This window comes from Bordetella flabilis, from assembly GCF_001676725.1.
GTDB lineage: Bacteria > Pseudomonadota > Gammaproteobacteria > Burkholderiales > Burkholderiaceae_B > Bordetella_C > Bordetella_C flabilis.
On sequence record NZ_CP016172.1, the window covers coordinates 1,329,069 to 1,354,117 of the forward strand.

Annotated in this window: 25 protein-coding genes and 1 other RNA gene; 12 read left to right on the forward strand and 14 right to left on the reverse strand. The window is 64.4% G+C overall.

The annotated features are described in order from the left end of the window. Nucleotides 1-48 precede the first annotated feature (48 nt). The 9 genes from BAU07_RS05735 to BAU07_RS05775 form a co-directional block, all read right to left on the reverse strand. Nucleotides 49-1,101: a FecCD family ABC transporter permease gene (locus BAU07_RS05735; protein ID WP_066664914.1), complete on the reverse strand. Its 1,053-nt coding sequence runs from the start codon at nucleotides 1,099-1,101 to the stop codon at nucleotides 49-51. Between the two features lie 49 nt (nucleotides 1,102-1,150). After that, nucleotides 1,151-1,837, reverse strand: coding sequence for a tol-pal system protein YbgF (gene ybgF / locus BAU07_RS05740; protein ID WP_066654906.1), 687 nt, complete (start codon nucleotides 1,835-1,837; stop codon nucleotides 1,151-1,153). 93 nt (nucleotides 1,838-1,930) lie between these two features. Beyond that, nucleotides 1,931-2,428 carry an OmpA family protein gene (locus BAU07_RS05745; RefSeq protein WP_066654907.1) on the reverse strand — a complete coding sequence of 166 codons (498 nt, stop codon included), beginning with the start codon at nucleotides 2,426-2,428 and terminating at the stop codon, nucleotides 1,931-1,933. A gap of 35 nt (nucleotides 2,429-2,463) precedes the next feature. Continuing rightward, nucleotides 2,464-3,774, reverse strand: coding sequence for a Tol-Pal system beta propeller repeat protein TolB (tolB, locus tag BAU07_RS05750; protein WP_066654908.1), 1,311 nt, complete (start codon nucleotides 3,772-3,774; stop codon nucleotides 2,464-2,466). A gap of 16 nt (nucleotides 3,775-3,790) precedes the next feature. Beyond that, nucleotides 3,791-4,960: a cell envelope integrity protein TolA gene (gene tolA, locus BAU07_RS05755; protein ID WP_066654910.1), complete on the reverse strand. Its 1,170-nt coding sequence runs from the start codon at nucleotides 4,958-4,960 to the stop codon at nucleotides 3,791-3,793. 27 nt (nucleotides 4,961-4,987) lie between these two features. After that, nucleotides 4,988-5,479 (reverse strand): ExbD/TolR family protein, encoded by a 492-nt coding sequence (locus tag BAU07_RS05760; RefSeq protein WP_066654912.1) that lies wholly within the window; start codon nucleotides 5,477-5,479, stop codon nucleotides 4,988-4,990. Then, complete coding sequence (gene tolQ, locus BAU07_RS05765; RefSeq protein WP_066654914.1) at nucleotides 5,479-6,156, reverse strand: protein TolQ; 678 nt, start codon at nucleotides 6,154-6,156, stop codon at nucleotides 5,479-5,481. Before tolQ ends, BAU07_RS05760 begins: the two co-directional genes overlap by 1 nt. A gap of 2 nt (nucleotides 6,157-6,158) precedes the next feature. Beyond that, a complete protein-coding gene (gene ybgC / locus BAU07_RS05770) occupies nucleotides 6,159-6,575 on the reverse strand; it encodes a tol-pal system-associated acyl-CoA thioesterase (RefSeq protein ID WP_066664917.1) in 417 nt (138 codons plus the stop codon). 2 nt (nucleotides 6,576-6,577) lie between these two features. After that, on the reverse strand, nucleotides 6,578-8,311 hold the full coding sequence (locus tag BAU07_RS05775) for a proline--tRNA ligase (RefSeq protein ID WP_066654916.1): 1,734 nt from the start codon (nucleotides 8,309-8,311) through the stop codon (nucleotides 6,578-6,580). Between the two features lie 66 nt (nucleotides 8,312-8,377). Here BAU07_RS05775 and BAU07_RS05780 point away from each other — a divergent pair, with 66 nt between their 5' ends. From BAU07_RS05780 to BAU07_RS05805, 6 genes are all read left to right on the forward strand, one after another. Beyond that, nucleotides 8,378-8,950 (forward strand): RNA pyrophosphohydrolase, encoded by a 573-nt coding sequence (locus BAU07_RS05780; RefSeq protein WP_066654918.1) that lies wholly within the window; start codon nucleotides 8,378-8,380, stop codon nucleotides 8,948-8,950. After that, nucleotides 8,931-9,617 (forward strand): response regulator, encoded by a 687-nt coding sequence (locus BAU07_RS05785; protein WP_066654920.1) that lies wholly within the window; start codon nucleotides 8,931-8,933, stop codon nucleotides 9,615-9,617. Before BAU07_RS05780 ends, BAU07_RS05785 begins: the two co-directional genes overlap by 20 nt. A 52-nt stretch (nucleotides 9,618-9,669) precedes the next feature. Then, nucleotides 9,670-11,211 (forward strand): sensor histidine kinase, encoded by a 1,542-nt coding sequence (locus BAU07_RS05790; protein WP_066664920.1) that lies wholly within the window; start codon nucleotides 9,670-9,672, stop codon nucleotides 11,209-11,211. Nucleotides 11,212-11,371: 160 nt separating this feature from the next. Continuing rightward, nucleotides 11,372-11,806 carry a tripartite tricarboxylate transporter TctB family protein gene (locus BAU07_RS05795; protein WP_066664923.1) on the forward strand — a complete coding sequence of 145 codons (435 nt, stop codon included), beginning with the start codon at nucleotides 11,372-11,374 and terminating at the stop codon, nucleotides 11,804-11,806. Between the two features lie 6 nt (nucleotides 11,807-11,812). Further along, nucleotides 11,813-13,336: a tripartite tricarboxylate transporter permease gene (locus BAU07_RS05800; RefSeq protein ID WP_066654922.1), complete on the forward strand. Its 1,524-nt coding sequence runs from the start codon at nucleotides 11,813-11,815 to the stop codon at nucleotides 13,334-13,336. A 242-nt stretch (nucleotides 13,337-13,578) separates the two neighbouring features. Further along, nucleotides 13,579-14,508 carry a 2-hydroxyacid dehydrogenase gene (locus BAU07_RS05805; protein WP_066664925.1) on the forward strand — a complete coding sequence of 310 codons (930 nt, stop codon included), beginning with the start codon at nucleotides 13,579-13,581 and terminating at the stop codon, nucleotides 14,506-14,508. A 93-nt stretch (nucleotides 14,509-14,601) separates the two neighbouring features. Here BAU07_RS05805 and BAU07_RS05810 read toward each other — a convergent pair whose 3' ends face one another. From BAU07_RS05810 to BAU07_RS05825, 4 genes are all read right to left on the reverse strand, one after another. Then, nucleotides 14,602-15,507 (reverse strand): NAD(P)-dependent oxidoreductase, encoded by a 906-nt coding sequence (locus BAU07_RS05810; RefSeq protein WP_066654923.1) that lies wholly within the window; start codon nucleotides 15,505-15,507, stop codon nucleotides 14,602-14,604. A gap of 81 nt (nucleotides 15,508-15,588) precedes the next feature. Further along, nucleotides 15,589-17,193 (reverse strand): gamma-glutamyltransferase family protein, encoded by a 1,605-nt coding sequence (locus BAU07_RS05815; RefSeq protein WP_066654926.1) that lies wholly within the window; start codon nucleotides 17,191-17,193, stop codon nucleotides 15,589-15,591. Nucleotides 17,194-17,393: 200 nt separating this feature from the next. Then, on the reverse strand, nucleotides 17,394-18,899 hold the full coding sequence (locus BAU07_RS05820) for a tripartite tricarboxylate transporter permease (protein ID WP_066654928.1): 1,506 nt from the start codon (nucleotides 18,897-18,899) through the stop codon (nucleotides 17,394-17,396). A gap of 12 nt (nucleotides 18,900-18,911) precedes the next feature. Beyond that, the gene (locus BAU07_RS05825; RefSeq protein ID WP_066654930.1) at nucleotides 18,912-19,376 is read right to left on the reverse strand and encodes a tripartite tricarboxylate transporter TctB family protein; all 465 of its coding nucleotides are present in this window, start codon (nucleotides 19,374-19,376) and stop codon (nucleotides 18,912-18,914) included. A 538-nt stretch (nucleotides 19,377-19,914) separates the two neighbouring features. On the opposite strand from BAU07_RS05825, the gene BAU07_RS05830 reads away from it, so the two are divergent. From BAU07_RS05830 to BAU07_RS05845, 4 genes are all read left to right on the forward strand, one after another. Then, the gene (locus BAU07_RS05830; protein ID WP_066664927.1) at nucleotides 19,915-20,361 is read left to right on the forward strand and encodes a hypothetical protein; all 447 of its coding nucleotides are present in this window, start codon (nucleotides 19,915-19,917) and stop codon (nucleotides 20,359-20,361) included. A 3-nt stretch (nucleotides 20,362-20,364) separates the two neighbouring features. Then, entirely contained in the window at nucleotides 20,365-20,676 is a 312-nt protein-coding gene (locus tag BAU07_RS05835) for a cell division protein ZapA (protein WP_066654932.1), read from the forward strand. Between the two features lie 85 nt (nucleotides 20,677-20,761). Beyond that, nucleotides 20,762-20,947, forward strand: a non-coding RNA gene (gene ssrS / locus BAU07_RS05840) — 6S RNA. 368 nt (nucleotides 20,948-21,315) lie between these two features. Beyond that, nucleotides 21,316-22,092, forward strand: coding sequence for an SIMPL domain-containing protein (locus BAU07_RS05845; RefSeq protein WP_066654933.1), 777 nt, complete (start codon nucleotides 21,316-21,318; stop codon nucleotides 22,090-22,092). On the opposite strand, the gene lgt is transcribed toward BAU07_RS05845, so the two are convergent. Beyond that, a complete protein-coding gene (lgt, locus tag BAU07_RS05850; RefSeq protein WP_066654934.1) occupies nucleotides 22,067-22,858 on the reverse strand; it encodes a prolipoprotein diacylglyceryl transferase in 792 nt (263 codons plus the stop codon). The genes BAU07_RS05845 and lgt overlap by 26 nt on opposite strands. 86 nt (nucleotides 22,859-22,944) lie before the next feature. Between lgt and ilvD the strand changes: the two genes are divergently transcribed. Then, complete coding sequence (gene ilvD, locus BAU07_RS05855) at nucleotides 22,945-24,630, forward strand: dihydroxy-acid dehydratase (RefSeq protein ID WP_066654935.1); 1,686 nt, start codon at nucleotides 22,945-22,947, stop codon at nucleotides 24,628-24,630. Beyond that, entirely contained in the window at nucleotides 24,614-24,958 is a 345-nt protein-coding gene (locus tag BAU07_RS05860; RefSeq protein WP_415830362.1) for a c-type cytochrome, read from the forward strand. Before ilvD ends, BAU07_RS05860 begins: the two co-directional genes overlap by 17 nt. Nucleotides 24,959-25,049: the final 91 nt, after the last annotated feature.

Sequence of the window (25,049 nt, forward strand, 5' to 3'; positions counted from 1 at the left end):
ACGGCGGGAGCCGTTCGGCGGATCTGGTTCAGGATCGTTCGGGTTCGTTCAGGGCAGCCGGCGCCGCAGCACCACGGCCAGGAAGAAAGGCAGGCCCACGAAGGCGGTCACGATACCTATCGGAATCACAAGGCCGTCCACGATGCGCTTGGATACGAGCGACGCGAACGAAAGTACAACCGCGCCGATCAGCGCGCTCGCAGCAAGGTAAAAGCGGTGGTCTTCGCCGAACAGGCGACGGGCCATATGCGGCGCCACCAGCCCGACGAAGCCGATCACCCCCACCGCGGACACCGTCAGCGCCGACAGCAGACTGATGCGGGCGAGCGCAGCCAAACGTACTGCCCGCACGTCCACGCCGAAGCTCGCGGCGCGCTCCTCGCCGAGCCGCAAGGCCGTCAGCCGCCATGCGGCGCGCAAGGAAAATGGCAGGACCAGCGCCAGGGCAGCCGCAAGCACGGCCAGGCGCGTCCAACTCGCGCGGCCGAGGCTGCCCATCGTCCAGAACACCAGGTTTTGCAACGCCTGGGGGCTGGCCACGAACTGGATACCGGAGACGAGCGCATTGCACAGAAACACCACGGCGATGCCGAACAGGACGACGCCGCTGGTCTGCATCCCGCTCCAACGGGCGACGGCATCCAGCAACAGGGCGCCTGCCGCGGCGAACACAAAGGCGCTGGCGGCGATTGCCCAGTCCGCCGGCACCGCGGCGGGCAGCCAGGCATCGAAAACAATGGCCAGGGAGGCGCCGAGCGCGGCCGCCGCCGTCACGCCCAAGGTATCGGGGCTGCCCAGGGGATTGTTGAGGACCGTCTGCATTTCGGCGCCGGCCAGTCCCAGCGCCATGCCGACCACCACCGCGGCGCAGGCATAAGGCAGCCGTATCGCCCAGACGATGGCGCGATCGGCCGGCGCGGCGGTGTCGGGATGCAGCAGCGCCTGGCGCAAGGCCGCGGGGGACAGGGACGATGTGCCGGCCAGGAGGTCCGCCACCACGGCGATGGCAAGCAGGGCGACCAGTCCGAGCAACAGCCATCGCCGCCGGCGGAGGATACGCCGGTAGGCCGGCAACGGGTCTATATCCGCATGCGGGGCCATGCGCGCGCCGTGGGCCCGGTCCGACATGCGGGGCGGCCCGATCAAGCCGCTATTGCAGCAGTTGCAGGCGGTTCTTGGCCGTATCGGCGGCCGGCGTGGACGGGTAATCCTTGACGATACGCTGCAACGTCGCCTTGGCGCCCGTGCGGTTGTTCATCTCGATCTGGCTGCCGGCGATCACCAGCAGCGCATCCGGTGCGCGCGGATTGTCCGGCGCGTTCTTGATCATGGTCTGCAGTTGCTCGATCGCCCCGCGGTAATCCTTGGTTGCGTAGCGGCTGCTGCCCAGGTAGAACTGCGCGGTGGGTGCCAACTGACTGTTCGGATACAAGGCCAGAAAGGCCGTCAAGGCTTCGGCCGCATCCTTGTACTGGCCAGCGCGGAAACGTTCGATGGCGCCATCGTAGGTGGCCTGCTCCTGCGGATCCCCAGCGGTCGCGCCGCCGGTATCGGACTGCGAACCGTTGGCCGGCGCACGCGGCACGGCCTGGTGCGTCACCTGCTCGATCTGGTTGCGCAGTTCAGTCACCTGCTGCTGCAGCGACTGGATCTGGTCGTTCAACTGCATGCGTGCGCGGTTGTTGATGTCGTTCATCTGCTGCAATTGCTTGCGCAGATCCAGGATCGCGTTGCGTGCCTCATCGTCCGAAAACGCGTGGGCGGTGGAGGACAGGACGGCGCAGGCCAGGCCGGCCGCCGCCATCAGGGTGCGCAGGTACGGAACGCGATCGCTCATGGGAATTCCTGGGTCAAGATAAAAACAAGCGTCGGGCGGCCGACAGGCCATCCCGACGCATGGGTAGAGCACTAAGCCTGTCGGCCGTATGGATCAACGCTGATAGCTGATGTCCACACGACGGTCTTGCGCCCAGCCTGCTTCGTCGGTACCCGTGGCGTGCTCCTTGCCGAAGCTGGTCACTTCGATTTGGCTCGGGCTCACGCCGCTCAGCTTCATCAGGTCGGCGACGGCGTTGCCGCGACGCGTACCGAGCGCCAGGTTGTATTCGGAGCTGCCGCGCGGGTCGGTGTTGCCTTCCAGGCGCACCTTCTGCGAGGCATGGCTGGCCAGGTAGCCGGCGTGGGTGTTCACCAGCGACTTGTACTGGTCCGCCACCGCATAGCTGTCGAAGTCGAAATACACCGACTTCTGTTGCGCCAGGATGCTGTTCGGGTTGAACGGATCAAGGATCTGACCCCCCGTACCAGCCGTACCTTGGCTGGTGCCCGTCCCCTGACCAGCCTTGTCGTCGAGAGGGACGGAGCTGCAGGCAGCCAGGGTGGTGGCAAGCGCTGCGATGGTTAGGCTTTTGGCAATGCGCGACTTCATGATGGTTCCTTTATTGATTGAGTGAGTCACACGTGTTAGCGGGTAAATGGACCCCAAGTCGGTTCATTGATCTGACCATTCAATACCGAAAGCGTCTGACGAACGCGTCCGTCGCTCGATACCACTGCAAGAACATTACGGCCGCCTTGGATCGCCGCGTATAGTACTTGCATTCCATTCGGAGCAAAACTGGGAGACTGGTCGTCGTTGCCTGCAGTCAGCAAGGTTTCGGTTCCGCTGGACAAATTGAGCGAAGCGATGCGAAATGCTCCGTCGCGTCTTGCAACGTACAGCAGCGTCTGACCGTCGGGGGAAATACGGGGTGAGACGTTGTAACTACCGTTAAATGTCAGCCGGCGCGCTTCGCCGCCATCGAGCCCCACTTGGTAAATCTGCGGGCCACCGCTGCGGTCGCTGGTGAAAATAATGGAGCGTCCGTCCGGCGTGAACGTCGGTTCGGTGTCGATGCCGGGCGAACGGGTGATCCGGCGCAGGTTCGAACCATCCGCGCCGATGGTGTAAATCTGCGACAGTCCATCCCGCGTCAGCACGATGGCCAGCATGCTGCCGTCGGGCGACCATGCCGGCGCACTGTTGTTGCCCTTGTAATTGGCAACCGGCACCCGGGCGCTCGTGGCGAGCGTGTGCACATACACCACGGGCTTGCCCGACTCGAAGCTCACATAGGCCAGGCGGCTGCCGTCCGGGGACCAGCGCGGTGAAATGATCGGCTCGCGCGACCGCAGGGCCACTTGCGGATTCTGCCCATCGGCATCGGCGACCTGCAGTTCGTAGGTGCTGCCCTGCTTCAATACATAGGCGATGCGGGTGGAGAACACGCCGCGCACGCCCGTAATCTTTTCGTAGATACGGTCCGCGATCTGGTGCGCCACGCGGCGCAGTTCCTGTTGGGAACCGGAAAACGCCACGCCGTCGAGTTGCGCCCGCTTCACGGTGTCGCCCAGGCGATAGCGGATGTCGTAGCGGCCGTCCGGCGTGGGGTTGACGCTGCCGTACGCCAGGAAGTCGGCACCCTTGCCGCGCCAGTCGTCATAGTTGACCGCACTGTCCACCGTCAGGCCGGCGTTCGTGGCGTCCACCAGACGGAACTGGCCGGTGCGGCCCAGGTCGGCGCGGATCACGTCGGCCAGCGCCTGGCCGCGGGTGGCGTCACCGCCGAAATCGGCAATGGCCACGGGGTACTGGGTGGCGCCCGTACCCGAGATGTCGACGCGCAATTGGGCGTGCGCGGGGCGGCCGGTCGCCAGGACTGCCAACAATGCCAGCAGACCGAACCCGTAGGTCCGCCATGAAGCCAGCGGGGATCGGCGGGAAGCGGGAGTCATGGTGAGCAATCTCCTGTCAGTCATACATGCGGTAAATAACGTCGATCACCGGTTCGTAACGTCCCGTCGACGGCTTCGGGAAGGGGTTGCACCGACGGATGCCGGTTTCCACGGCACTATCGAAGCCCCGGTTGCCCGACGACGAGGTCAGCGTGACCGCCGAAACCGTGCCATCAGAACGTAACTGTACCCGGTATTGCGCGGTGGGGTTGGCCGAGCCGGCCCTGGGCGGGGTCGGATAGGACACGCCGGGCTGGATGCACGCGCGCACCTTGGCCCCATAGCCATCGTCGCGGCCGCCACCGGCCTGGTTGCGGTCCGCCGTGCCGCCGGGGATACCGGCCGCACCCAGCGCATCGTTGCGGAACGCTTCTTTCAGGGCCCGATCGGCCGCGGCCTTCTTGGCCGCGTCTTCCTTGGCTTTCTTTTCAGCGGCGGCTTTTTCCGCCGCCGCCTTTTCGGCGGCTGCTTTTTCGGCCGCCGCTTTGTCCGCTGCGGCTTTTTCGGCTGCCGCTTTCTTGGCGGCATCGTCGCGTGCTTTTTTCTCTGCCGCGGCCTTGTCGGCTGCGGCTTTCTCGGCCGCTGCCTTTTCGGCCGCTGCCTTTTCCGCAGCCGCCTTTTCCGCCGCGGCCTTGTCAGCCGCGGCTTTTTCAGCGGCCGCCTTGGCGGCGGCGGCTTTCTCCGCTTCCTGGCGTTGCTTTTCCAGGCGTTGTTTTTCCTCGAGCGCCGCTTGCTGGCGCTCTTTCTCCAGCCGCGCCTTTTCCGCTTCCGCGGCCTGGCGGTCCTTTTCTTCCTGCTCTTTTTTCTTGCGGGCTTCGTTCAGCGCGATCTCCGGGTCCGGCTCATCCTTGGGCTGGGCCTGGGGCGGCGGCGGAGGAGGAGGGGGTGCCGGCTGCGGCTGCGGCGGGGGGGGCGGCGGCGGCGGTTCGGGCTGCGGCTTGGGTTGCGGTTGCGGCGGGGTGGGGTCGGGCTGGGGTTGCGGCGGCGGCGACACGGGCGAATCGCCGTTGGCCCACAACTGCACCTGGACGGGCCCCGGGTTTTCGGTACGCCAGTTCACGCCCAGCACAAGCACGAGCACAAGAATCAGGTGGACCAGGACGGCAAGGCCGAGCGCCTTGCGGTTGTCCTGCACAGGGGGCGCTTCGGGAGGGCGGCTATGGTGCTTGATAAGTGGCGGCGTCATGGAATGGCAAGCGGGTCTGGGCGACGGCTATCGCTTGGGGGCGGCAGGGGTCGGCCGCTGCGGTTGCCCGGCCGCGGCGGCAGCCGCCCCGGTCGAAGATTGCTGGTCGACCAGCAGCCCGAGCCGCGTGATGCCATTGGTGCGCAGTTCATCCATCACCTTGACGACCGATTCGTAAGGCACTTTGCCGTCCGCGGCAATGACGACCGGCGTATCGGCGGTGATGCGCGAACGCACCTGGCTGACCAGTTCAGCACGTCCGATGGTCTCCGGGTTCGCCCCCGGTTCGCGCAGGCGCAAGGCGATGTCGCCGTTCTGCGATATCTGCACTTCCAGCGGCTTGACGGGCACGTCCGAGGCCTGGCCCACGGAGGGCAGGTTGATCAGGCCGGGCGTGATCAGCGGCGCCGTGACCATGAAGATCACCAGCAGCACCAGCATCACGTCGATATACGGCACCACGTTGATGTCGGCCTTCATGCGGCGGCCGGCGCGGCCGCCCGAGCGTACCGAGGGCATTAGCGCACCTGCCGTTGCAGAATATTCAGGAACTCGTCGACGAAGCTGTCGAAACGGATGGACAAGCGGTCGATGTCGTTGGTGAAGCGGTTATACGCCACGACCGCCGGGATCGCCGCGAACAGGCCGATCGCCGTGGCGATCAAGGCCTCGGCGATGCCGGGCGCCACCGAGGCCAGCGTGGCCTGCTGCATATTGGACAGCCCGATGAAGGCGTGCATGATGCCCCATACCGTACCGAGCAGGCCGATGTAGGGGCTGACGGAACCCGCCGATGCCAGGAAGTTCAAGTGCGCTTCCAGGGCATCCATTTCCCGTTGGTATGCGGCCCGCATGGCGCGGCGTGCACCATCGAGCACGGCATTGGCGTCGCTGGCCGCGGCGCGGCGCGCCTTCAGGAATTCCGTCATGCCGGCGTCGAAGATGCGCGCCAGCGCGCCTTGTTCGGCGCGGCGGCTGGCCACCGCCTGTTGCAGCATGGACAAATCCCCACCCGACCAGAAGTCGTCCTCGAAGCGGCGCGTCTGCTGGTGGGCTTTCTTTATTGCGTAGCGCTTGCCGAAGATATAGGTCCAGGACATGATGGAAATGCCCAGGAGCAGCAGCATGATCAACTGAACCGGCACGCTCGCGTGCGCGATCAGTGCAAACAACGACAGGTCGTTGGAGACTTGCATTTTTATCCCTGAATAGATTCGAGTGTTGCGCGCAATTCCGCAGGCAGCTCGGCCGGCTTCATGACCACATCCACACAGCACACTTGGATATTGCCTTCGGCCAGCAGTTCCCCGCTGCGCTCCGCCCGCTGCGCGAAGTGTATCGAAGCGCGGCCCACTCGTGTGACACGCGATCGTATGGTAAGGACATCATCCAGACGGGCGGGCCTGCGATAGGCCATGTCCAGGTTCCGGACGACAAACAGCAGGCCGCTTTCACGGGCCAGCCGGGATTGATCGAAGCCGAGCGCACGCAGCCATTCCGTGCGCCCGCGCTCCATGTACTTAAGGTAATTCGCGTAGAACACTACGCCGCCGGCGTCCGTGTCTTCGTAATAGACACGGACATCGACGGTGGATTCGGCGAATGGGGACGACAGGGTCAAAGGGTTTCCAGCTTGGCCAGCACCTGCTCCAGCGCGAGATCGACGGGCACCTTGGCGGCCTCGACCTCGCTGCGGGCCTGCAATTCGAGCACACCGTCCTTCAGGCCGCGCTCTCCAACTGTTACGCGCAAGGGGATGCCGATAAGCTCCCACTCCGCGAACATGACCCCCGGCCGGATATCCCGGTCGTCCAGGATAACGTCGATCCCGCGCGCGCGCAGGGCGGCGTACAGCGCCTCCGCCTTGTCACGAACAGTTTCATTTTTACCCCACCCCACCGGGCAGATCACCACTTCGAACGGGGCGATGGGCCGCGGCCACACCACGCCGCGCTCGTCATGGTTCTGTTCGATCGCCGCCGCGGCGATACGGGTGATGCCGATGCCGTAGCACCCCATCTCCAGCATCGCGGGCTTGCCGGTCTCGTCCAGGAACGTCGCCTTGAGCGCCGACGAATATTTGGTGCCGAGGTAGAAGACATGCCCGACCTCGATCCCGCGTTGGATCGCCAGCGTGCCGCGCCCGTCCGGCGCCGGATCGCCCGCCACCACATTGCGCAGGTCGGCGACGTCGGCGGGTTCCGGGATATCCCGTCCCCAATTTACCCCCACGTAATGGTAGTCCTCGCGGTTGGCCCCGCACACGAAGTCGTGCATGTTGGCCACCGTGCGGTCCGCCACCACCTGGACGGGTTGCCGGGTGTCGATCGGGCCCAGATACCCCGGCTTGCAGCCGAAGTGCGCAAGAATTTCGTCTTCGGTCGCGAAACGGTAGCCCTTGTCCAGCCCCGGCACCTTGGCGGTCTTGATTTCGTTCAGCGTATGGTCCCCGCGCAGCAGCAGCAGCCAGATGCGCACTTGGCCGGGCTCCGGTTCCGTAGCCAGCACGATGGACTTGACGGTCGTCTCCAGCGGGATGTCCAGCAACGCGGCGACGTCCTCGCATTTGGCTGCGCCCGGCGTCGGCACGGCTTCCAGGCTGCGCGTGGCAGCCGGTCGCTGGGCCAGGAGCGGGGCCGCCTCGGCCAGTTCGATGTTCGCCGCGTATTGGGTTTCCGGGTTGTATACGATCAAGTCCTCGCCGGTGTCGGCGATCACCTGGAATTCATGGCTGCGGCTGCCGCCGATGGATCCCGTATCGGCGGCCACGGCGCGGAATTCCAATCCCAGCCGCGTAAAGATGCGCACATAGGCGTCGTACATGACCTGGTAGCTGCGCAGGGCCCCCGCTTCGTCGCGGTCGAAGGAGTACGCGTCCTTCATGGTGAATTCCCGGCCTCGCATCAGCCCAAAGCGCGGGCGGCGCTCGTCGCGGAACTTGGTCTGGATATGGTAGAAGTTCAGCGGCAACTGGCGCCAGCTGTGGATCTCGTTGCGCGCGATATCCGTAATGACTTCCTCGGAGGTCGGCTGCAGCACGAAATCCCGCTGGTGGCGGTCCTTGATACGCAGCAGTTCCGGGCCGTACTGCTCCCAGCGGCCGGATTCCTGCCACAGCTCAGCCGGCTGCACGACCGGCATCAGCAGCTCCATCGCGCCGGCGGCATTCATTTCCTCGCGCACGATGGCTTCGATCTTGCGCACCACGCGCAGGCCCAGCGGCATATAGGTATAGATACCTCCCGCCAGCTTGCGGATCATGCCAGCCCGGGTCATGAGCTGGTGGCTGACAATTTCGGCCTCGGCGGGCGCTTCTTTGAGAGTATTGATGTGATAGTTGGCGGCGCGCATGGTTTCCAGGAGGCGTCAGGTACGTATAATCAGGCGTAATTGTATTGAATTTGGTGGGGGTGGCCCATGCTGGACCGCGAAGGCTACCGTCCCAATGTCGGCATCATTCTCGTCAACACCAAAAACGAGGTCTTTTGGGGTAAGCGGATCCGGGAACATGCGTGGCAGTTCCCGCAGGGCGGCATCAAGTACGGCGAAAGCCCCGTGCAGGCCATGTACCGCGAACTCCATGAAGAAGTGGGCTTGAAGCCCGAGCATGTCCGCATTTTGGGGCGCACACGTGACTGGCTGCGCTATAACGTCCCGGATCACTTCGTCCGCCGGGAGTGGCGTGGCCATTACAAAGGACAAAAGCAGATCTGGTTCCTGCTGCGGCTGGTCGGGCGCGACAGCGATGTCTGCCTGCGCGCGACGCAGCACCCGGAATTCGACGCATGGCGTTGGAGCGAGTACTGGGTGCCGCTGGACGCCGTCATCGAATTCAAGCGCGATGTCTACACGCAGGCGTTGAACGAGCTGTCGGCCATCCTGTTCAAGCGGCATCATGAAACCCGCTACCTGCGCCAACGCGTGCACGGGCAGCGTACGGCCGAAAATCTGGCTGGAGGAGCTGACGGCCATGCGCATATTGTTGGTTGAAGACGAAAGGGACATGGCATCCTGGCTGGTGCGCGCACTGGCCCAGAGCGGCTTCGTGCCGGATCACGCGCCGGATGCACGGACGGCCGAAGCGTTCATGGCGGGCACGGAATACGACGCCATCGTCATGGACCTGCGTTTGCCGGACAAGCATGGCCTGGTGGTCCTGCGCGAGATGCGCAATCGCGACGATCGCACCCCCGTCCTGGTGCTGACGGCACAGGGCGCGCTGCAGGACCGCGTGCGCGGCCTGAACCTGGGCGCCGACGATTTCCTCACCAAGCCGTTTGCACTGGAAGAACTGGAAGCACGGCTGACGGCCCTCGTGCGCCGCAGCCGCGGCCGCCAGCATCCGCGGCTGCAATGCGGCTCGCTTGCCTACGATAGCGAAAGCCGGGCATTCACGCTGGACGGTTCCCTGCTATTCCTGACCCCGCGGGAACACGCCGCGCTGGCGGCCCTGCTTACGCGCAGCGGCTACCCCGTGGACAAGTCGCAGTTGTTCGGCAAGGTGTTCAATCACGACAGCGAAGCGAACCCGGACGCCATCGAAGTGGTCCTGCACCGCTTGCGCAAGAAGCTCGCGGGTAGCGATATCCGCATCGTCACGGTACGCGGGCTGGGATACATGCTCGAAAGCGTGGCCAGCGAGTCCGCGGGCGCGTAGCGCCCGGTCTCCGCCTCCCGTGTCCGCTTCTCCCTCGCCGCGCAGCGCCTCGATAGGCGATGAAACGCGCCGCCCCTGGGGATCCCGCGTCGGCATCCGCGCGCTGCTCATTTCCCTGCTGCTCCCCGGCGTCATCGCGCTCCTGGTTATCGACAGCTGGAACGACTACCAGACGCTGGCCGATATCACCAACGACGCCTACGACAGCGCGCTGCTGGAACCGGCCCGCGTGCTCGAAAGCAGCATCGAGTTCACCCCCGACGGCGCATTGCAGGTGGTCACGCCGCTGTACGCGCAGGTCATGCTGGAGTCGCGCGCCGGCTTGCGCAAATACTTCCGCATCGAGGAAATCGACCCGCCCTTGCCGTCGGGGCAGGCGCCCCGCGGGGCCGGCGTCGCCTTGCTCGGCATGCCGGATATTCCACGGCCACCTGCCTGGCCGCGCAGCGATGGCCAGCCGGTGTTCTATGACGGCGTGTACCGCAACGACCCCGTAAGGCTGGTGGCCCTCGTGCGCGATCTGTACTACCGCGGCACCCACCGCCAGGTGCTGGTGGTGGTGGGCGAAAGCACCGGCAAGCGCATCGAAGCCGAAGACGCGGCGCGGCGCAAGGAGGTGCTGCGTGACGGCCGTATGCTGGCCCTGGTCGTGCTGATGGTGTGGTGGGGCGTCGCCTGGGCCTTGCGGCCGCTGGCACGCCTGCGCAACGAGATCCACGCGCGCTCGGCCGATGACCTTCGTCCGCTGGACGCTGGACGCGTGCCGTCCGAAGTGGCACCCCTGGTCGAGGCTGTCAATTACCACGTCGCCCGCCATCGCCATATGCTGGAGGAACAGTCGCGGTTTCTCGACGATGCCTCCCATCAGATCCGCACGCCGCTCGCCATCATGTTGACGCAGGCGCAGTACGCGCTGCGGGAGCGCGATCCGGCGCTCATGCGCGATGGCTTGCGCGGCATCGTGGCACAGCTGGGCCGCACCCGACGCCTGACGGAGCAACTGCTGCAACTCGCCCACGCCAGCCAGGGCGGAGGCTCGCCCCACCAGGTGCTCGATCTGAACGAGGTCGCCCGCGAGGTTGTCCTGCAATACCTGCCGCTGGCCCATGAAAAACAGCAGGACCTGGGCTGGGGCGACGTGCGCGAAGGCGGCGAAAGCGACATGACAGGCAAAAGCGCCGACGTGGCGGGCTCGGAAATCGAGCTGCACGAGGCGATCGCCAACCTCGTCCACAATGCGGTGAACTACGCGCCTGCCGGGGCGCGCATCACCGTGTCGGTGGTGCGTACGGAAACGCGCATGGAAGTCAGGGTATCCGACAACGGCCCCGGCCTGAGCCGTGCCTTGCGCACGCGGGCCTTCGCGCGTTTCGACCGTGCCGGCGTCGAAGCCGGCGGCATGCCGACCTCCGGTTCCGGATTGGGCCTGGCCATCGCGCAGGCCTATGCGCGCCGCAACGGCGGCGACATCCTCCTCGCCGATGGTGAACCCAACGCGCAAGGCGGCGTCGGCCTTTGCGCCATCCTATGGATACCCCTGTTAGGGGATAACCCTGGGATTCAGGAGCCCGACAGTCTAAAGAAAGCGGATTAGCAGCTTGCCTCCTTATTCTGCCTCCCAGGCTCACGTTGCTTTGTGAGAGGGGTTCGCTCACCCCGAGCGTGACTCGTAAAGGCTGGTGTAAGCCTAGTACTCGGAGGATTCGGTGGAAACACTCAAAAAATACAAGAAGGACTATTACGGCGGCGCGCTGATGGTCCTGATAGGTCTGGGGGCGATATACGGCGGTCTGAATTACCAGATCGGCTCGCTCAGTCACATGGGGCCGGGGTTCTTCCCGGCTTCGGTTGGAACGCTGCTGGCCATCACCGGCTTGCTTATCGCCATCGGCGCCCGCTCGCCGGACAAGGAAGACGAGGGTTCGGCGATCCCTTCGATGCACCCGCACGGCATGCCCGATATGCGTGGCGGCATCTGCATCCTCCTGGGAATCCTGGCTTTCATCATCATTGGCCAATACGGTGGCTTGTTGCCCGCGACCTTCGCCATTACGTTCATCTCCGCATTGGGAGATCGCACGAATACGGTGAAGCAGGCGCTGGTTCTTTCGGTCGGCATGGTTTTCATCGCCGTGGTCGTGTTCTGGTGGGGGCTGCAATTGCAGCTGCCGCTGTTCCAGTGGGGTTGATACGCCATGCATCAAGCACTAACTGATCTTTGGTACGGTTTTGGCGTCGCCTTCGAGCTCCATAACCTGATGTGGTCGTTCTTCGGCGTGCTGGTGGGCAACCTCATCGGCGTGCTGCCTGGCATGGGGGCGTTGTCGGCGATCTCCATTCTGCTGCCGCTGACATACGTGATGCATCCCGTGCCCGCAATCATGATGCTGGCGGGCATTTTCTATGGCTCGCAGTATGGCGGCGCCATCGGCGCCATCCTGCTGAATTTGCCGTCGCACCCGCCCCATGCGGTCACCTGCCTGGACGGCTATCCGCTTACCAAGCAGGGCAAGGGCGGTACCGCGCTAGGCATCACCATGATCGCATCCTTCTTCGCTGCGTCGGTCGGTATTCTGGTCATGGTGTTCTTCTCGCCGCTGCTGGTGGAGGTCGCGTTCAAGTTCGGCCCGACGGAGATCTTCTCCATCATGCTGCTGGGCTTGATCGCTGGTTCCACGATGTCGCGCGGCTCGCCGCTGAAAGGCATCGCCATGACGCTGTTCGGGCTGCTGTGCGGTGTGGTCGGGACGGACGTCAACACCGGTACGATCCGGCTGTCCTTCGGCCTGCTCGATCTGTCGGACGGTCTGGAACTGGTCGCCATCGCCATGGGCCTGTTCGGCGTGGCGGACTTCCTGATGAACGTCAACCGCATGACCATCATCGGTACGGGCGCCAAGCTGCGCCTGCGCGATATGCGTCCGTCGGCGGCGGAACTCAAGCAGTCCTTCCTGCCCCTGGTGCGCGGTACGCTGGTCGGCACGCTCTTCGGCGCCATGCCCGGCACCGGCCCGACCATCACGACCTTCATCGCGTACGCGCTGGAACGCAAGATATCGAAGACGCCGGAACGCTTCGGCACCGGTATGCTCGCAGGCGTCGCGTCGCCCGAAGCTGCCTCGCACTCCAAGACCCAGGTCGACTTCATCCCGACCATGAGTCTCGGTATCCCGGGCGACGCGGTGATGGCGCTGATTCTGGGCGGCCTGTTGATCCAGGGCATCCAGCCGGGACCGCAGCTCATCACCGAGCATCCGGATATCTTCTGGGGCCTGATCGCAAGCTTCTGGGTCGGCAACGTGTTGCTGGTCATCCTGAACGTGCCGCTTATCGGCATCTGGGTGAAGCTGCTGCAGGTGCCTTACCGCTATCTGTTCCCGTCCGCCTTGTTCTTCATCGCGGTGGGCGTGTTCAGTACGCAAAACAGCCTGTTCCAGATCTGGGAAGCATTGGCCTTCGGCGTGATCGGTGCGGTGTTCATGCTGTTGGACTTCTCCGTCGCCCCCATTCTTCTGGGCTTCGTGCTCGGACCCATGGTGGAGGAGAACTTCCGCCGTGCGCTCCTGCTGTCACGAGGCGACATGATGATCTTCGTGCAGCGTCCCATCAGCGCATGGTTCGTGGGCGCGTCCACGCTACTGATCCTGATCCAGGTCTTCGCGCATGCGCGCCGCAAGTTCAAGAAGCGCGGCAAGCCCATGATGCCCAAGGCCGCCTGACGCCTACGGCGTCAGCACAACCGCCGCGACCCGCGAGGGCGCGGCGGTTTTTTTTCAGGCGCGCGGGACAGGCGCCCGGGGCGCGGCGCGCACCTGTTCTTCGGGCGGCGTGCCGCCGCCGTGCCATGGCCGAACTTTCACCGGCGGCATTGCACGGTTTTCTTCCGCCGGCGGGCCGGGCCGCCGCGCCGTTAAGCCGCTGCCGTGCTAAGGTTTTGTCCTCATTCACACGGTTGGACGCCATGCACGTTCTTTTTGCCTGCCCTCACAACAATCCCGACGACTGGCTGCCGGGCCTGGCCGCGGAATTGCCGGATTGCCGGATTTCCGTATGGGACCCTGCGGGGCCGCCGTCCGGTGCGGATGTTGCCCTGGTGTGGAAGCCGCCGGCTGCGCTGTTCGCGCATGAAACCCGGCTCAAGGCCTTGTTCAATCTTGGCGCGGGCGTCGACGCGCTGTTGCAGATGGACGAGCTGCCGCCCGGGATACAGATCGTCAGGCTGGAGGATGCCGGCATGGCCGTGCAGATGGCCGAATATGCGCTCTATGCCTTGCTGCGCGCTTCCCGGGGGTTCGGCCAATACGAGCGCGATCAGGCGCAGTCGAAGTGGGCGCCCATGCCGGGCCTGCGCCGCGCGCAATGGCCGGTGGGCGTGTTGGGGTTGGGCGCCATGGGGGCGCGCGTCGCGCAGGCGATCGCGGCCTTCGATTATCCCGTGGCGGGCTGGTCGCGCAGCGCGCACGCGGTCGATGGCGTACGGACCTACGCGGGAAGCGAGCAGTTGCCGGAGTTCCTGGCGCGTACCCGCGTGCTGGTGAATGTGCTGCCGCTCACGCCCGAAACGACCGGCATCCTGAACCGGCAGACGCTTTCCCAGTTGCTGCCGGGGGCGCACCTCATCAACGTCGGCCGCGGCGGCCATCTCAACGAGGACGACCTCCTCGCCTTGCTGGATGCCGGGCGGCTCGAAGGCGCCACCCTGGACGTATTCGAAACCGAACCGCTGCCGGTGTCACATGCCTTGTGGCGCCACCCGCGGGTCCATGTCACCCCGCATATCGCCGCGAGCACCTTGCGGGACGAGGCCATCGCACAGATCGCGGGCAAGATACGCAAGTTGGCCCGCGGCGAGCCGATCAGCGGCGTGGTGACGCCGCAGAAAGGCTACTGAGCGCCGGCTGTCCGCCGGAGGTGCGGCGGGGTCACCCGGACACGGCCCGCCGCCCCTGGCGGGCCGAACGCGCGCACAGGCTTGCGCAGGGCTTCAGTCGCGCAGGCGCTTGATCAGGCTGGAGGTGTCCCAGCGCTCGCCGCCCATCTTCTGCACATCGCCGTAGAACTGATCCACCAGCGCCGTCACGGGCACGCGCGCGCCGTTGGCACGCGCTTCCTCCAGCACCAGGCCCAGGTCCTTGCGCATCCAGTTCACGGCAAAGCCGAAGTCGAACTTGTCGTCGACCATGGTGGCGCCGCGGTTCTCCATCTGCCAGCTCTGCGCGGCGCCCTTGCTGATCACGTCCAGCACGAGTTTCATGTCCAGGCCGGCGGCCTGGCCGAACGCGATGCCCTCCGACAGGCCCTGTACCAGGCCGGCGATGCAGATCTGGTTCACCATCTTGGCCAATTGGCCCGCGCCCGGCGCACCTACCAGCGTGACGGCACGGCCGTAGCACTGTGCGACGGGCTTGATCTTGTCGAAGACTTCCGGTTCGCCGCCGCACATGACCGTAAGGACACCATTGACCGCACCCGCCTGGCCGCCCGATACGGGGGCGTCGATAAAGTGCATGCCGCGGCGCTGCGCCTCGGCATGCAATTCGCGGGCGACGCGCGCCGACGCCGTCGTGTGGTCGACGAAGGTTGCGCCTTTGTCCATCCCGGCGAATGCGCCATCGTCGCCCAGCACGACGCCGCGCAAGTCGTCGTCGTTGCCGACGCAGCAGAACACGATCTCCGCACCGGCAGCGGCCTCGCGCGGCGTGGCCGCTGCCTTGCCGCCGAATTCCCTGGCCCAGTCCTGGGCCTTGGATGTGGTGCGGTTGTAGACCGTCACCTGGTGCCCGGCACGGGCCAGGTGTCCCGCCATGGGAAAGCCCATGACGCCCAGGCCAAGAAAAGCCACTTTTTTTGGGGTGGTCGCGTCGTAGGTTTTGCTGCCGATGGAAGCCATGCAGATCTCCGGTTGCAGAGTAGGGAGTAGAGCAATGTGGGTGGCGCGCTGAACGCGGGCCGCGAGGTCCGCCGGCGCGCGCTAGAAGCCCGCGGCCAAGCCGTCGCGACGGCTGTCGCTGGCGGCCACGTAGCCATCGACGGCCGGGTCGCCCAGACGCCAGATGAACTGCCCGGACCCGTAGTCCATATAGGGATCGTCCAGGCCCTCCAGCAGGTGCCCGCGTGCGCGCAGCGCGTCGAGCACCTGTTGCGGCATCTCGGGCTCGATGTCCACCGATATGCCGTGATTCCATTTCCAGCGCGGGGCGTCGCAGGCTGCTTGCGGCTGCTGGCCGAAATCGAGCATGCGAACCAGCGTTTGCAGGTGGCCCTGCGGCTGCATGTTGCCGCCCATCACGCCGAAGCTCATGACGGGTGCGCCTTCCTTCATCAGGAACCCCGGGATGATGGTGTGGAAGGGCCTCTTGCCGCCGCCGACCACGTTGGGGTGCGCCGGATCCAGCGTAAAACCATGTCCGCGGTTCTGCAGGCTGACGCCGGTGCCGGGCACGACGATGCCGGAGCCGAACCCCATGTAGTTGGACTGGATAAAGCTCACCATCATGCCATTGCGATCCGCCACGGTCAGGTAGATCGTGCCGCCGGTGGGGGCATGCCCGGTAGTGAACAGTTTTGCGCGCCGCATGTCGATCAGCTTGGCGCGTTCCTCGAGGTAGGCCGGAGACAACATGTCCGCCGCCGACACATTCATGTGGCGCGCATCGCCGACATGCGCGTAGACGTCGGCGAATGCCAGCTTCATCGCTTCGATCAGCAGATGCTGGGTGTCGGGGTGGTCCACCGGCCGTCCCGCAACGTCGAAGTTCTGCAGGATGCCCAGTGCAATCAAGGCCGCGATGCCCTGGCCGTTGGGCGGGATCTGGTGCAGCGTGTAGCCGCGGTATGGCTGGCTCAGGGGCGTAACCCATTCCGGCTGGTAATCGCGCAGGTCCGCCAGGCTCATCGCGGCGTCGTGGGCCTGTGCATGCGCCACCAGCTTATGGGCCGTCTCTCCTTCATAGAAGTCGCGCCCGCCGGTCGCGGCTATTCGCTTGAGCGTACTGGCCGCACCTTTGAGGACAAAATGCTCGCCCACGGCGGGCGCCCGGCCGCGCGGCAGGAAATGTTCGGCGAATCCGGGAACGGTCTGGAGCAGATCGGCCTGCGCCGCCCACTTCTGCTGCACCACCGGGCTGATGGCGAAGCCACGCTCGGCGTAGTCGATCGCGGGCGCGAGCACCTCTTCGAACGACAGGGTTCCCATCTTCTCGTGCAGGGCGGCCCAGCCTGCCACACAGCCCGGCACGGTGACGCTGTCCCAGCCGCGCATGGGGATCGCCCCGTTGTGCTTGCGCCTGAAGTAATCGGGGTTCCACGCCGCGGGCGCCGTGCCCGAAGCGTTAAGGCCATGCAGCCGCGACCCATCCCACACGATGGCGAAACAGTCAGAACCAAGCCCGTTGCTCACGGGCTCGGTCAAGGTCAACGTGGCTGCCGCCGCAATGGCGGCGTCCACGGCATTACCGCCGGCCGCGAGCACGCGCAAGCCGGCCTGCGCGGCCAGGGGCTGCGACGTGGCGACGACATTGCGCGCGAACACGGGGGTGCGCACAGTCCTGTAGGGATTCTGCCAATTGAAAGTCATAAGGGAACGGCGCTCAGGACGGGTAAACCCCGACTTTAACGTAAGAGATTGTGTGCACTGCACCATATCTCTATCTAGCCCGTCTGGATACCGCCATGCGGCAGCGCACCGGCAAGCCGGTCAAGGCGAAAAAAAAGCGCCCCGGAGGGCGCTTGACTCTGCATGCCGGACCGCTTGAACTCCGGTCCGGCACATGGGCATCATTCTTCTTCGACGAAGGTTTCCTCGCGCTTTTTGCGGATGGCCGGCAGGGCTACGATCAGCACCAGCACGGCAGCCATGCCGAGCAAGGTCGCCGACAGCGGACGCGTGACGAAGGTGCCGAAATCGCCTCGGGACAGCAGCAGCGCGCGGCGGAAGTTCTCTTCCATCATCGGACCCAGCACCAGGCCAAGAAGCAGGGGGGCGCCTTCGCACTTCAGCTTGGCCCACACGTAGCCGACCACACCGAAGGCCGCCGTGGTGAAGATGTCGAACGTGTTGTAGTTCAGCGAGTAAACGCCGATCGTGCAGAAGACCAGGATGGCCGGGAACAGCACGCGGTAGGGCACCTTCAGCAGCTTCACCCACAGTCCGATCAACGGCAGGTTCAGCACCACCAGCATCAGGTTGCCCAGCCACATCGATGCGATCAGGCCCCAGAACAGCTCGGGGTGGCTGGTCATCACCTGCGGACCAGGCTGGATGTTGTGGATGGTCATGGCACCGACCATCAGCGCCATCACGGCGTTGCCCGGGATACCCAGCGTCAGCAGCGGGATGAAGGATGTCTGCGCGGCGGCGTTGTTCGCCGATTCCGGGCCGGCCAGGCCGGCGGGGTGTCCCTTGCCGAAGCGCTCGGGATTGCGCGAGATCTTCTTTTCCAGGGTGTACGACGCGAAGGACGACAGTACCGCGCCGCCGCCCGGCAGGATGCCCAGCGCCGATCCCAGCGCGGTGCCGCGCAGGACGGCGGGATAGGCTTCCTTGAACTCCGCCTTGTTGGGGTAGAGGCTGCCGATCTTGTCGGTGATATCGACGCGGTTTTCCTTCTGCTCCAGATTGGTCATGATTTCGGCGAAGCCGAAGACGCCCATCGCCACGATGGCGAAGTCGATGCCGTCCTGCAGTTCCGGAATGCCGAAGTCGTAGCGGGCCACACCGGAATTGACGTCCGTGCCCACCATGCCGAGCAACAGTCCCAGCAAAATCATCGCGATGGCTTTCGGCAGAGAGCCGGAAGCCAGCACCACGGCGCCGACCAGGCCCAGCACCATCAGCGAGAAGTACTCCGCCGGGCCGAACTTGAAGGCGACCTCCGCCAGGGGCGGCGCAAAGGCTGCGAGCAACAGCGTGGCGACGCAGCCGGCGAAGAAGGAGCCCAGGGCCGCGATGGCCAAGGCCGCGCCGGCGCGACCGTTTCGGGCCATCTGGTGGCCGTCCAGCACGGTCACGACCGCGGACGTTTCACCGGGGAGCGCAACCAGGATGGCCGTGGTGGAGCCCCCGTACTGCGCGCCATAGTAAATGCCGGCCAGCATGATCAGGCCCGCCACAGGCGGCAGCACGTAGGTGATCGGCAACAGCATCGCGATCGTCGGTACGGGACCGATACCCGGCAGCACGCCGATCAGCGTGCCGAGCAGGCAGCCCAACAGGGCGTAGGCGAGGTTCTCGGGCGAAATCGCCACCGAGAAACCCATCATCAGGTGTTCAATCAATTCCATGACCGGTATTCCTTAATTCGCGCCAATGAAGGACGGCCAAAGCGGAAAGATCAACCCGAGGCCCTTGATGAAGGCCAGATAGACGAATACCACCAGAAAAATGCCGTTGGCCGCGGCCACCTTCCAATTGAACTCGTGGCTGGCCAGGCTGCTGATGACCACCAGCAGGAAAACCGACAGATAGACGCCGAGGAACTTCAGCACCACGCCATACAGCACGACCGAGCCGATGACGAGGAAGACGACGCGCCAGTCAAAGCGGTCTATGTGCGTTTCAGTGGCCTTGGGCATCAAGGAGCCCATCAGAACGATGGCGCCGAGTAGCGCGAGGACGATGCCAAGCCAGAAAGGGAAGTATCCCGGGCCCATGCGCGCAGCGGTACCCATTTGGTAGCTGGTCGCTTGCCAGGCGAACCCCAAGCCGAGCGCGATGAACATCGCCCCGGACCAGAAGTCCTGCTTGTTGCGTAGCTGCATGATTGTCTGCTCCTAATACAGCATGTGATAGAAAAAACGTTCAGCGGGCAGTGTGCTTTGTGAAAGTAAATTCAAAGTTCTTGGAATGGCTGCATGGTAATGGAGCCCATGGAGGGATGAAACCCTGTAATTTGGCTGAATGCCTATGGTTTTCCCTAGAATGAGGGGTCTTCGCCCCTTCATTTGTAACGACAGGGCCCGTATGGCAGCCTGATGAAAGCTTTTTGAAAGTTGATAGAAAGACAAGGGAAAGCAGCGCCTTTCCCGCGCCGCATTAAAACAACAGGGGGCCAGCGGGATGGTCCGTGCCGCGTCCGGTTTGCCTATGCCGATGCCCCATGCCGGCGGTCCGCGCCACAGCGCACCGGAGCCTTCGCGGCGGCGATGGTCTTTTCGCGAAGGTAGGTCGTAGCGCCGGCCGAAGGACGTACACGCGGCGCGATACCGCGCAGTGTCGCGGGTTCTACCGAATATTGCCAGGTATCACATCGTGCATATCACGGTGTGGCTGGGCGTCGAATGGTTTACGATAGCGCCCATGCTGCAAGACCTCGACCAACTCTCCGCCCGTATCGGGCAATTGGTGCAACGCACCCGCCAGCTCCACGGCGAACGGGATGCCTTGCGATCCCGCCTGGGCCAGACAGAGCAGGAAAACCGCAAACTGCGTGAACGCTGCGACGAGGCGGAATCGCGCCTGCATGCGCTGCAGGAGCGGCTGCAGAGTCACGATAGCGAACTTGCGGCCAAACTGGCGCAGTCCGAAGAAGGCGAGGCGCGGTTGCGTGCCGAACTTGAAAGACAAGCCGCGCAGTATCAGGCGCTGGAGACGCAATTGGCGGCGCGCGAAAGCGAATGGCAGTCCCGGCTCAACGCCCGTGAAACCGATCTGCAGCGCTTGCGTGTTGCCGCGGTGGCGGCGCGCGAACGCATCGATGCGGTGCTTGCACGGCTTCCAGGCGCGCCTGTCGAGGAGCACCAATAAGTTATGGAACGCGTAGACGTCAACATCCTTGGGCGCGAATACTCGCTGGCCTGCTCGGTCGACGAAAAGCCAACGCTGGTCGCCGCCGTACGCCATGTGGACCAGCTCATGCAACGCATACAGGCCACCGGCAAGGTCTCCAGCAACGAACGCATCGCCGTCATGGCCGCGCTGCAGGTGGCGGGGGAATTGCTTTCCATGAAAGCGCCAGACGGGCCGCTCGGCGGGTTGGCGGTGGGCGAGTTCAAGAGTAGAATCGAGGACATGAATTCAATGCTGGACGATGCGCTCTCAGGGCAGGAGAAGCTCCTGTAGAGCGCCGGCAAGTCCGAACCGCCGCGAAGCTTTGCGCGTTGGTTCGCCTGGCTGGTTTGCATCGTTCTTCGCACGGTTTCCCAGTTTGTCCCTGCCGTGTTCGTGACTGGACCATACATTCTCTGAACCTATGCTTTTTGGCATACAGGTTGCGTGAATGTGGGGCTGGTGTGATCGTCTCTAGTCAGACGAACCCGAGGTCCTTCCGATCGCGACCACCTTGAACCTGAGGGTTCGAGATGCCGGTCCTGACGGCACAGGCGGGGCATTTATCCGGCGGACCTGCCTACGCGCAGGTCCGCGACGGACACGCCGCTCGCACCTGCATTCATTGTTCTTCGGCGGCGCTCCTTCACGGCATTCTTCCGCAGTGCGTTTCTTCGCCCTGCATGCCTTCTCTTTCTTCGCTCTCTTTTTCTTCCTCGGTTCAATTCCTTGCTGACGGCTTCGCGCCCGGTTTCCGGCATGCCCGCTTCGACGGCGCGCACGCCCGGGGCTGTACGGTATCGTTTTGTCTCGTCTTCGGCTTTCGCCGCCCTGTCCCTTGGCCTACACTCGGCAGCGCCGCTGCGGCCATGCGCACATGCCGCGACCGCATATCCTTTTCTCACAGTCTTTCCGATACCGAGGTCGTTCCAGATGTCCAAACGCTTGCTGATCTCTTCTCTTCGGCGTGGTTCCATGTGCGGTGCCGTCGCGTTGGCTGCGGCGCTTGCCTGCGTCCAGGTCGCGGCGCAGCCCAACCCGGCATCGTCCTCGAGCGCATCTTCGGGAAGCACGGCGGAGGGCGCTGCCGCGCCTGCCGGTCCGCAGATGACCTTGCAGGCCAACGCCTACGAAGAGCTCAAGCAGGATACCGTCGTCATCACAATCAGCGCGGAGGTCGAAACGCCCGATCAGGCGTCGGCCGGCAAGAAGCTCAATGCACTGCTCGACGATCTGATGAAGCGCGCCAAGGGCATGCCCGAGGTCACCGCGCGCACTGGTAACTACCGCGTCTGGCCCAACAACAACGGCAAGGGCAAGGTGGTCAACTGGCACGGCGAAGGCTCCATCGTGCTGGAGTCCATGGATTTCGCAGCGGCCTCGGCGCTTGCGGGCGACCTGGGCGACAAAAGCGCCATTTCCAACATTGCTTTCACCCTGTCTCGCAAAGGCAGGGAAGCGGCCGAGCGCCGCTTGCTGAATCAGGCGGCGCAGGCCTTCCGCGAGCGCGCCCTGGCGGCCGCCTCGGCCTTCGGTTTTTCGGGATATCGCATCCAGAAACTGGAGCTCGGCGGCGCGGGCGCCATGCCGCCGCGCCCCTATATGGCGATGGCGAAAGGGGCCATGGCGGAGGCGCGCGCGGATGTGCCGCTGGTGCCAGACATGATTACTGTCAGCGTCGATGTCACGGGGACGATCGTTTTGCAGTAAGCACGAAGATCAGGAGGCCGAGCACGACCATGGGGATGGACAGCCATTGTCCCATGCTCAGGCCGCCGGCCAGCAGGCCCAGGAAGTTATCGGGTTCGCGCGTGAATTCGACCAGAAAGCGGAACGTCCCGTAGCCGATCAGGAACATCGCGCTGACCTGCCCGGTGGGCCGCGGCTTGCGAGCAAACCACCACATCAGGATGAACAGGGTGATGCCTTCCAGTCCCAGTTCATAGAGCTGCGAAGGATGGCGGGGAATGCCGTCGCCCGTCTGTGGAAACACCATCGCCCAGGGCAGGGTGCTGGGCCGGCCCCACAGTTCGCCGTTGATGAAATTGCCCAGACGCCCCATGGCTAACCCAAGGGGAATGAGCGGCGCGATGAAGTCGCTTACCGTAAAGAAGGACATGCCGCGCTTGCGGGCAAAGAACAGCATCACCAGGATGACGCCGAGCAGGCCGCCGTGAAAGGACATGCCGCCCTCCCACAAATAGAAGATCTCCAGGGGATGCGCGAAGTAGTAGTAGGGCTTGTAGAACAGTACATAGCCCAAGCGCCCGCCCGCGACCACGCCGATTACGCTGTAGAAAATCAGGTCTTCCAGGTCACGCGGCGTAAAGCCGCCCGCCACCTTCCCATGCGAAATGCGCCAGCGGCCCAGCACATACACGAGTCCGAACCCGAACAGGTACATGAGCCCATACCAATGCACGGCGAGCGGCCCGATTTGGATGGCGACAGGATCGAATTGAGGGTAGCGAAGCATGGTTGGATGTATAAAACAAGGTGGCCCGATCATAACCGCCCAGGGCAGGCGTATGGCGGCGTGCGTGGCGCCGCAAGGAGCAGACCATGGCAGCGAATGAACGTTCCCGGCACATCACCCAAGGCGTGGCACGCGCGCCGAATCGGGCCATGTATTACGCGCTGGGATACCGCGAGAGCGATTTCGACAATCCCATGATCGGCGTGGCCAACGGCCATTCCACCATCACGCCATGCAATAGCGGCCTGCAGTCACTGGCTGACGCCGCCGTTCAGGCCATACGGGAGTCCGGCGCCAACCCGCAGATCTTCGGCACGCCCACGATATCCGACGGCATGTCCATGGGTACGGAGGGCATGAAATACTCGCTGGTTTCGCGCGAGGTTATCGCCGACTGCATCGAAACTGCCGTGCAAGGCCAATGGATGGACGGCGTGGTCGTCGTCGGAGGCTGCGACAAAAACATGCCGGGCGGACTTATCGCCATGGCGCGCATGAATGTGCCCGCCATCTATGTTTATGGCGGCACGATCAAGCCCGGGCACTACAAGGGCAAGGATCTGACCGTGGTGTCGGTCTTCGAGGCCGTGGGCGAATACACGATGGGTCGGATGGACGAAACCGACTTCAAGCAGATCGAAAAATGCGCTGTCCCGGGTTCGGGCTCCTGCGGCGGCATGTATACCGCGAACACGATGAGCGCCTCTTTCGAGGCGATGGGCATCAGCCTGCCGTATTCCAGCACGATGGCCAACGAGGACGCGGAGAAAACCCAGTCTGCAGCCGAGTCCGCGCGGGTCCTGGTCGAAGCGGTGCGCAAGCAGATCCGTCCGCGCGACTTGATCACTCGCCGGTCGATCGAGAACGCCGTGTCGGTCATCATGGCGACGGGCGGCTCGACGAACGCCGTCCTGCACTTCCTGGCCATCGCCCATGCCGCCGAAGTGGAATGGACCATCGACGATTTCGAGCGTGTGCGGCAGCGCGTGCCGGTTATCTGTGATCTGAAGCCGTCGGGGCGATACGTTGCCACCGATCTGCATCGCGCAGGCGGCATTCCCCAGGTCATGAAGCTGCTTCTGAATGCGGGCCTGCTGCACGGGGACTGTCCGACCATCACGGGCAAGACGATCGCCGAAACGTTGCGCGATATACCGGATGTTCCGCCGGCCGGGCAGGATGTGATCCGTCCCGTCGACAAACCAATGTATGCGCAGGGGCACCTCGCCATCCTGAAAGGAAACCTGGCGCCGGAAGGGTGCGTGGCCAAGATCACAGGATTGAAGAACCCGGTGATTACCGGCCCCGCGCGGGTGTTCGACTCGGAAGACGACGCCATGCGCGCCATCATGGCGCAATCCATAAAGCATGGGGACATCGTCGTCATCCGCTATGAGGGACCCAAGGGCGGTCCCGGCATGCGCGAAATGCTGGCGCCCACATCCGCCCTCATCGGCCAGGGGCTGGGCGAAAGCGTCGGGCTGATCACGGACGGACGTTTCTCTGGGGGGACTTGGGGCATGGTGGTGGGCCATGTCGCGCCCGAGGCTTATGTCGGAGGGCCGATCGCCCTGATCCGCGAGGGCGATTCGGTTACCATCGACGCCCACACACTTTTGCTGCAATTGAACATCAGCGACGATGAAATGGCCGAACGCCGCCGGGCCTGGACGCCGCCCCGTCTGCGCTATACGCGGGGCGTGCTCGCCAAGTTTGGCAAGCTGGCCGGCAGCGCCAGTCGCGGAGCCGTAACCGATGCCTTTGAAGATTGATAAGAAGTGGAAGATGGCGGCGCTGGCCGCATTCGCAATGACCTTGACGCAGGGAGCCGCGGCGCAGTCCACCGGTGAAGCCTTGCTGAAAGACAAGGTGTGTCTGGGCTGTCATCAGGTGGATAGTCCGCGCGTCGGCCCCCCTTTCACCGCGGTGGCCCACCGTTATGCCGGCCAGCCCGGCGCCGAGGAGTATCTGGCCAACTCCATACGCAATGGTGGTCGCCTGCGTTGGGGCAAGCTCTCCATGGCGGCACAGCCGCAGGTCAGCCCGGAGGAAGCACGCGAAATCGCGCGCTGGATATTGTCCCTGCCTGCGAAGAAATAGCGCAGGCACCGGGCTGGCCGGGCTTTACGGCCCTATTGTCACCGGCATGGACATGGCTTCCATTCATCGTGTCCATGGGTGCTTCAAGGGG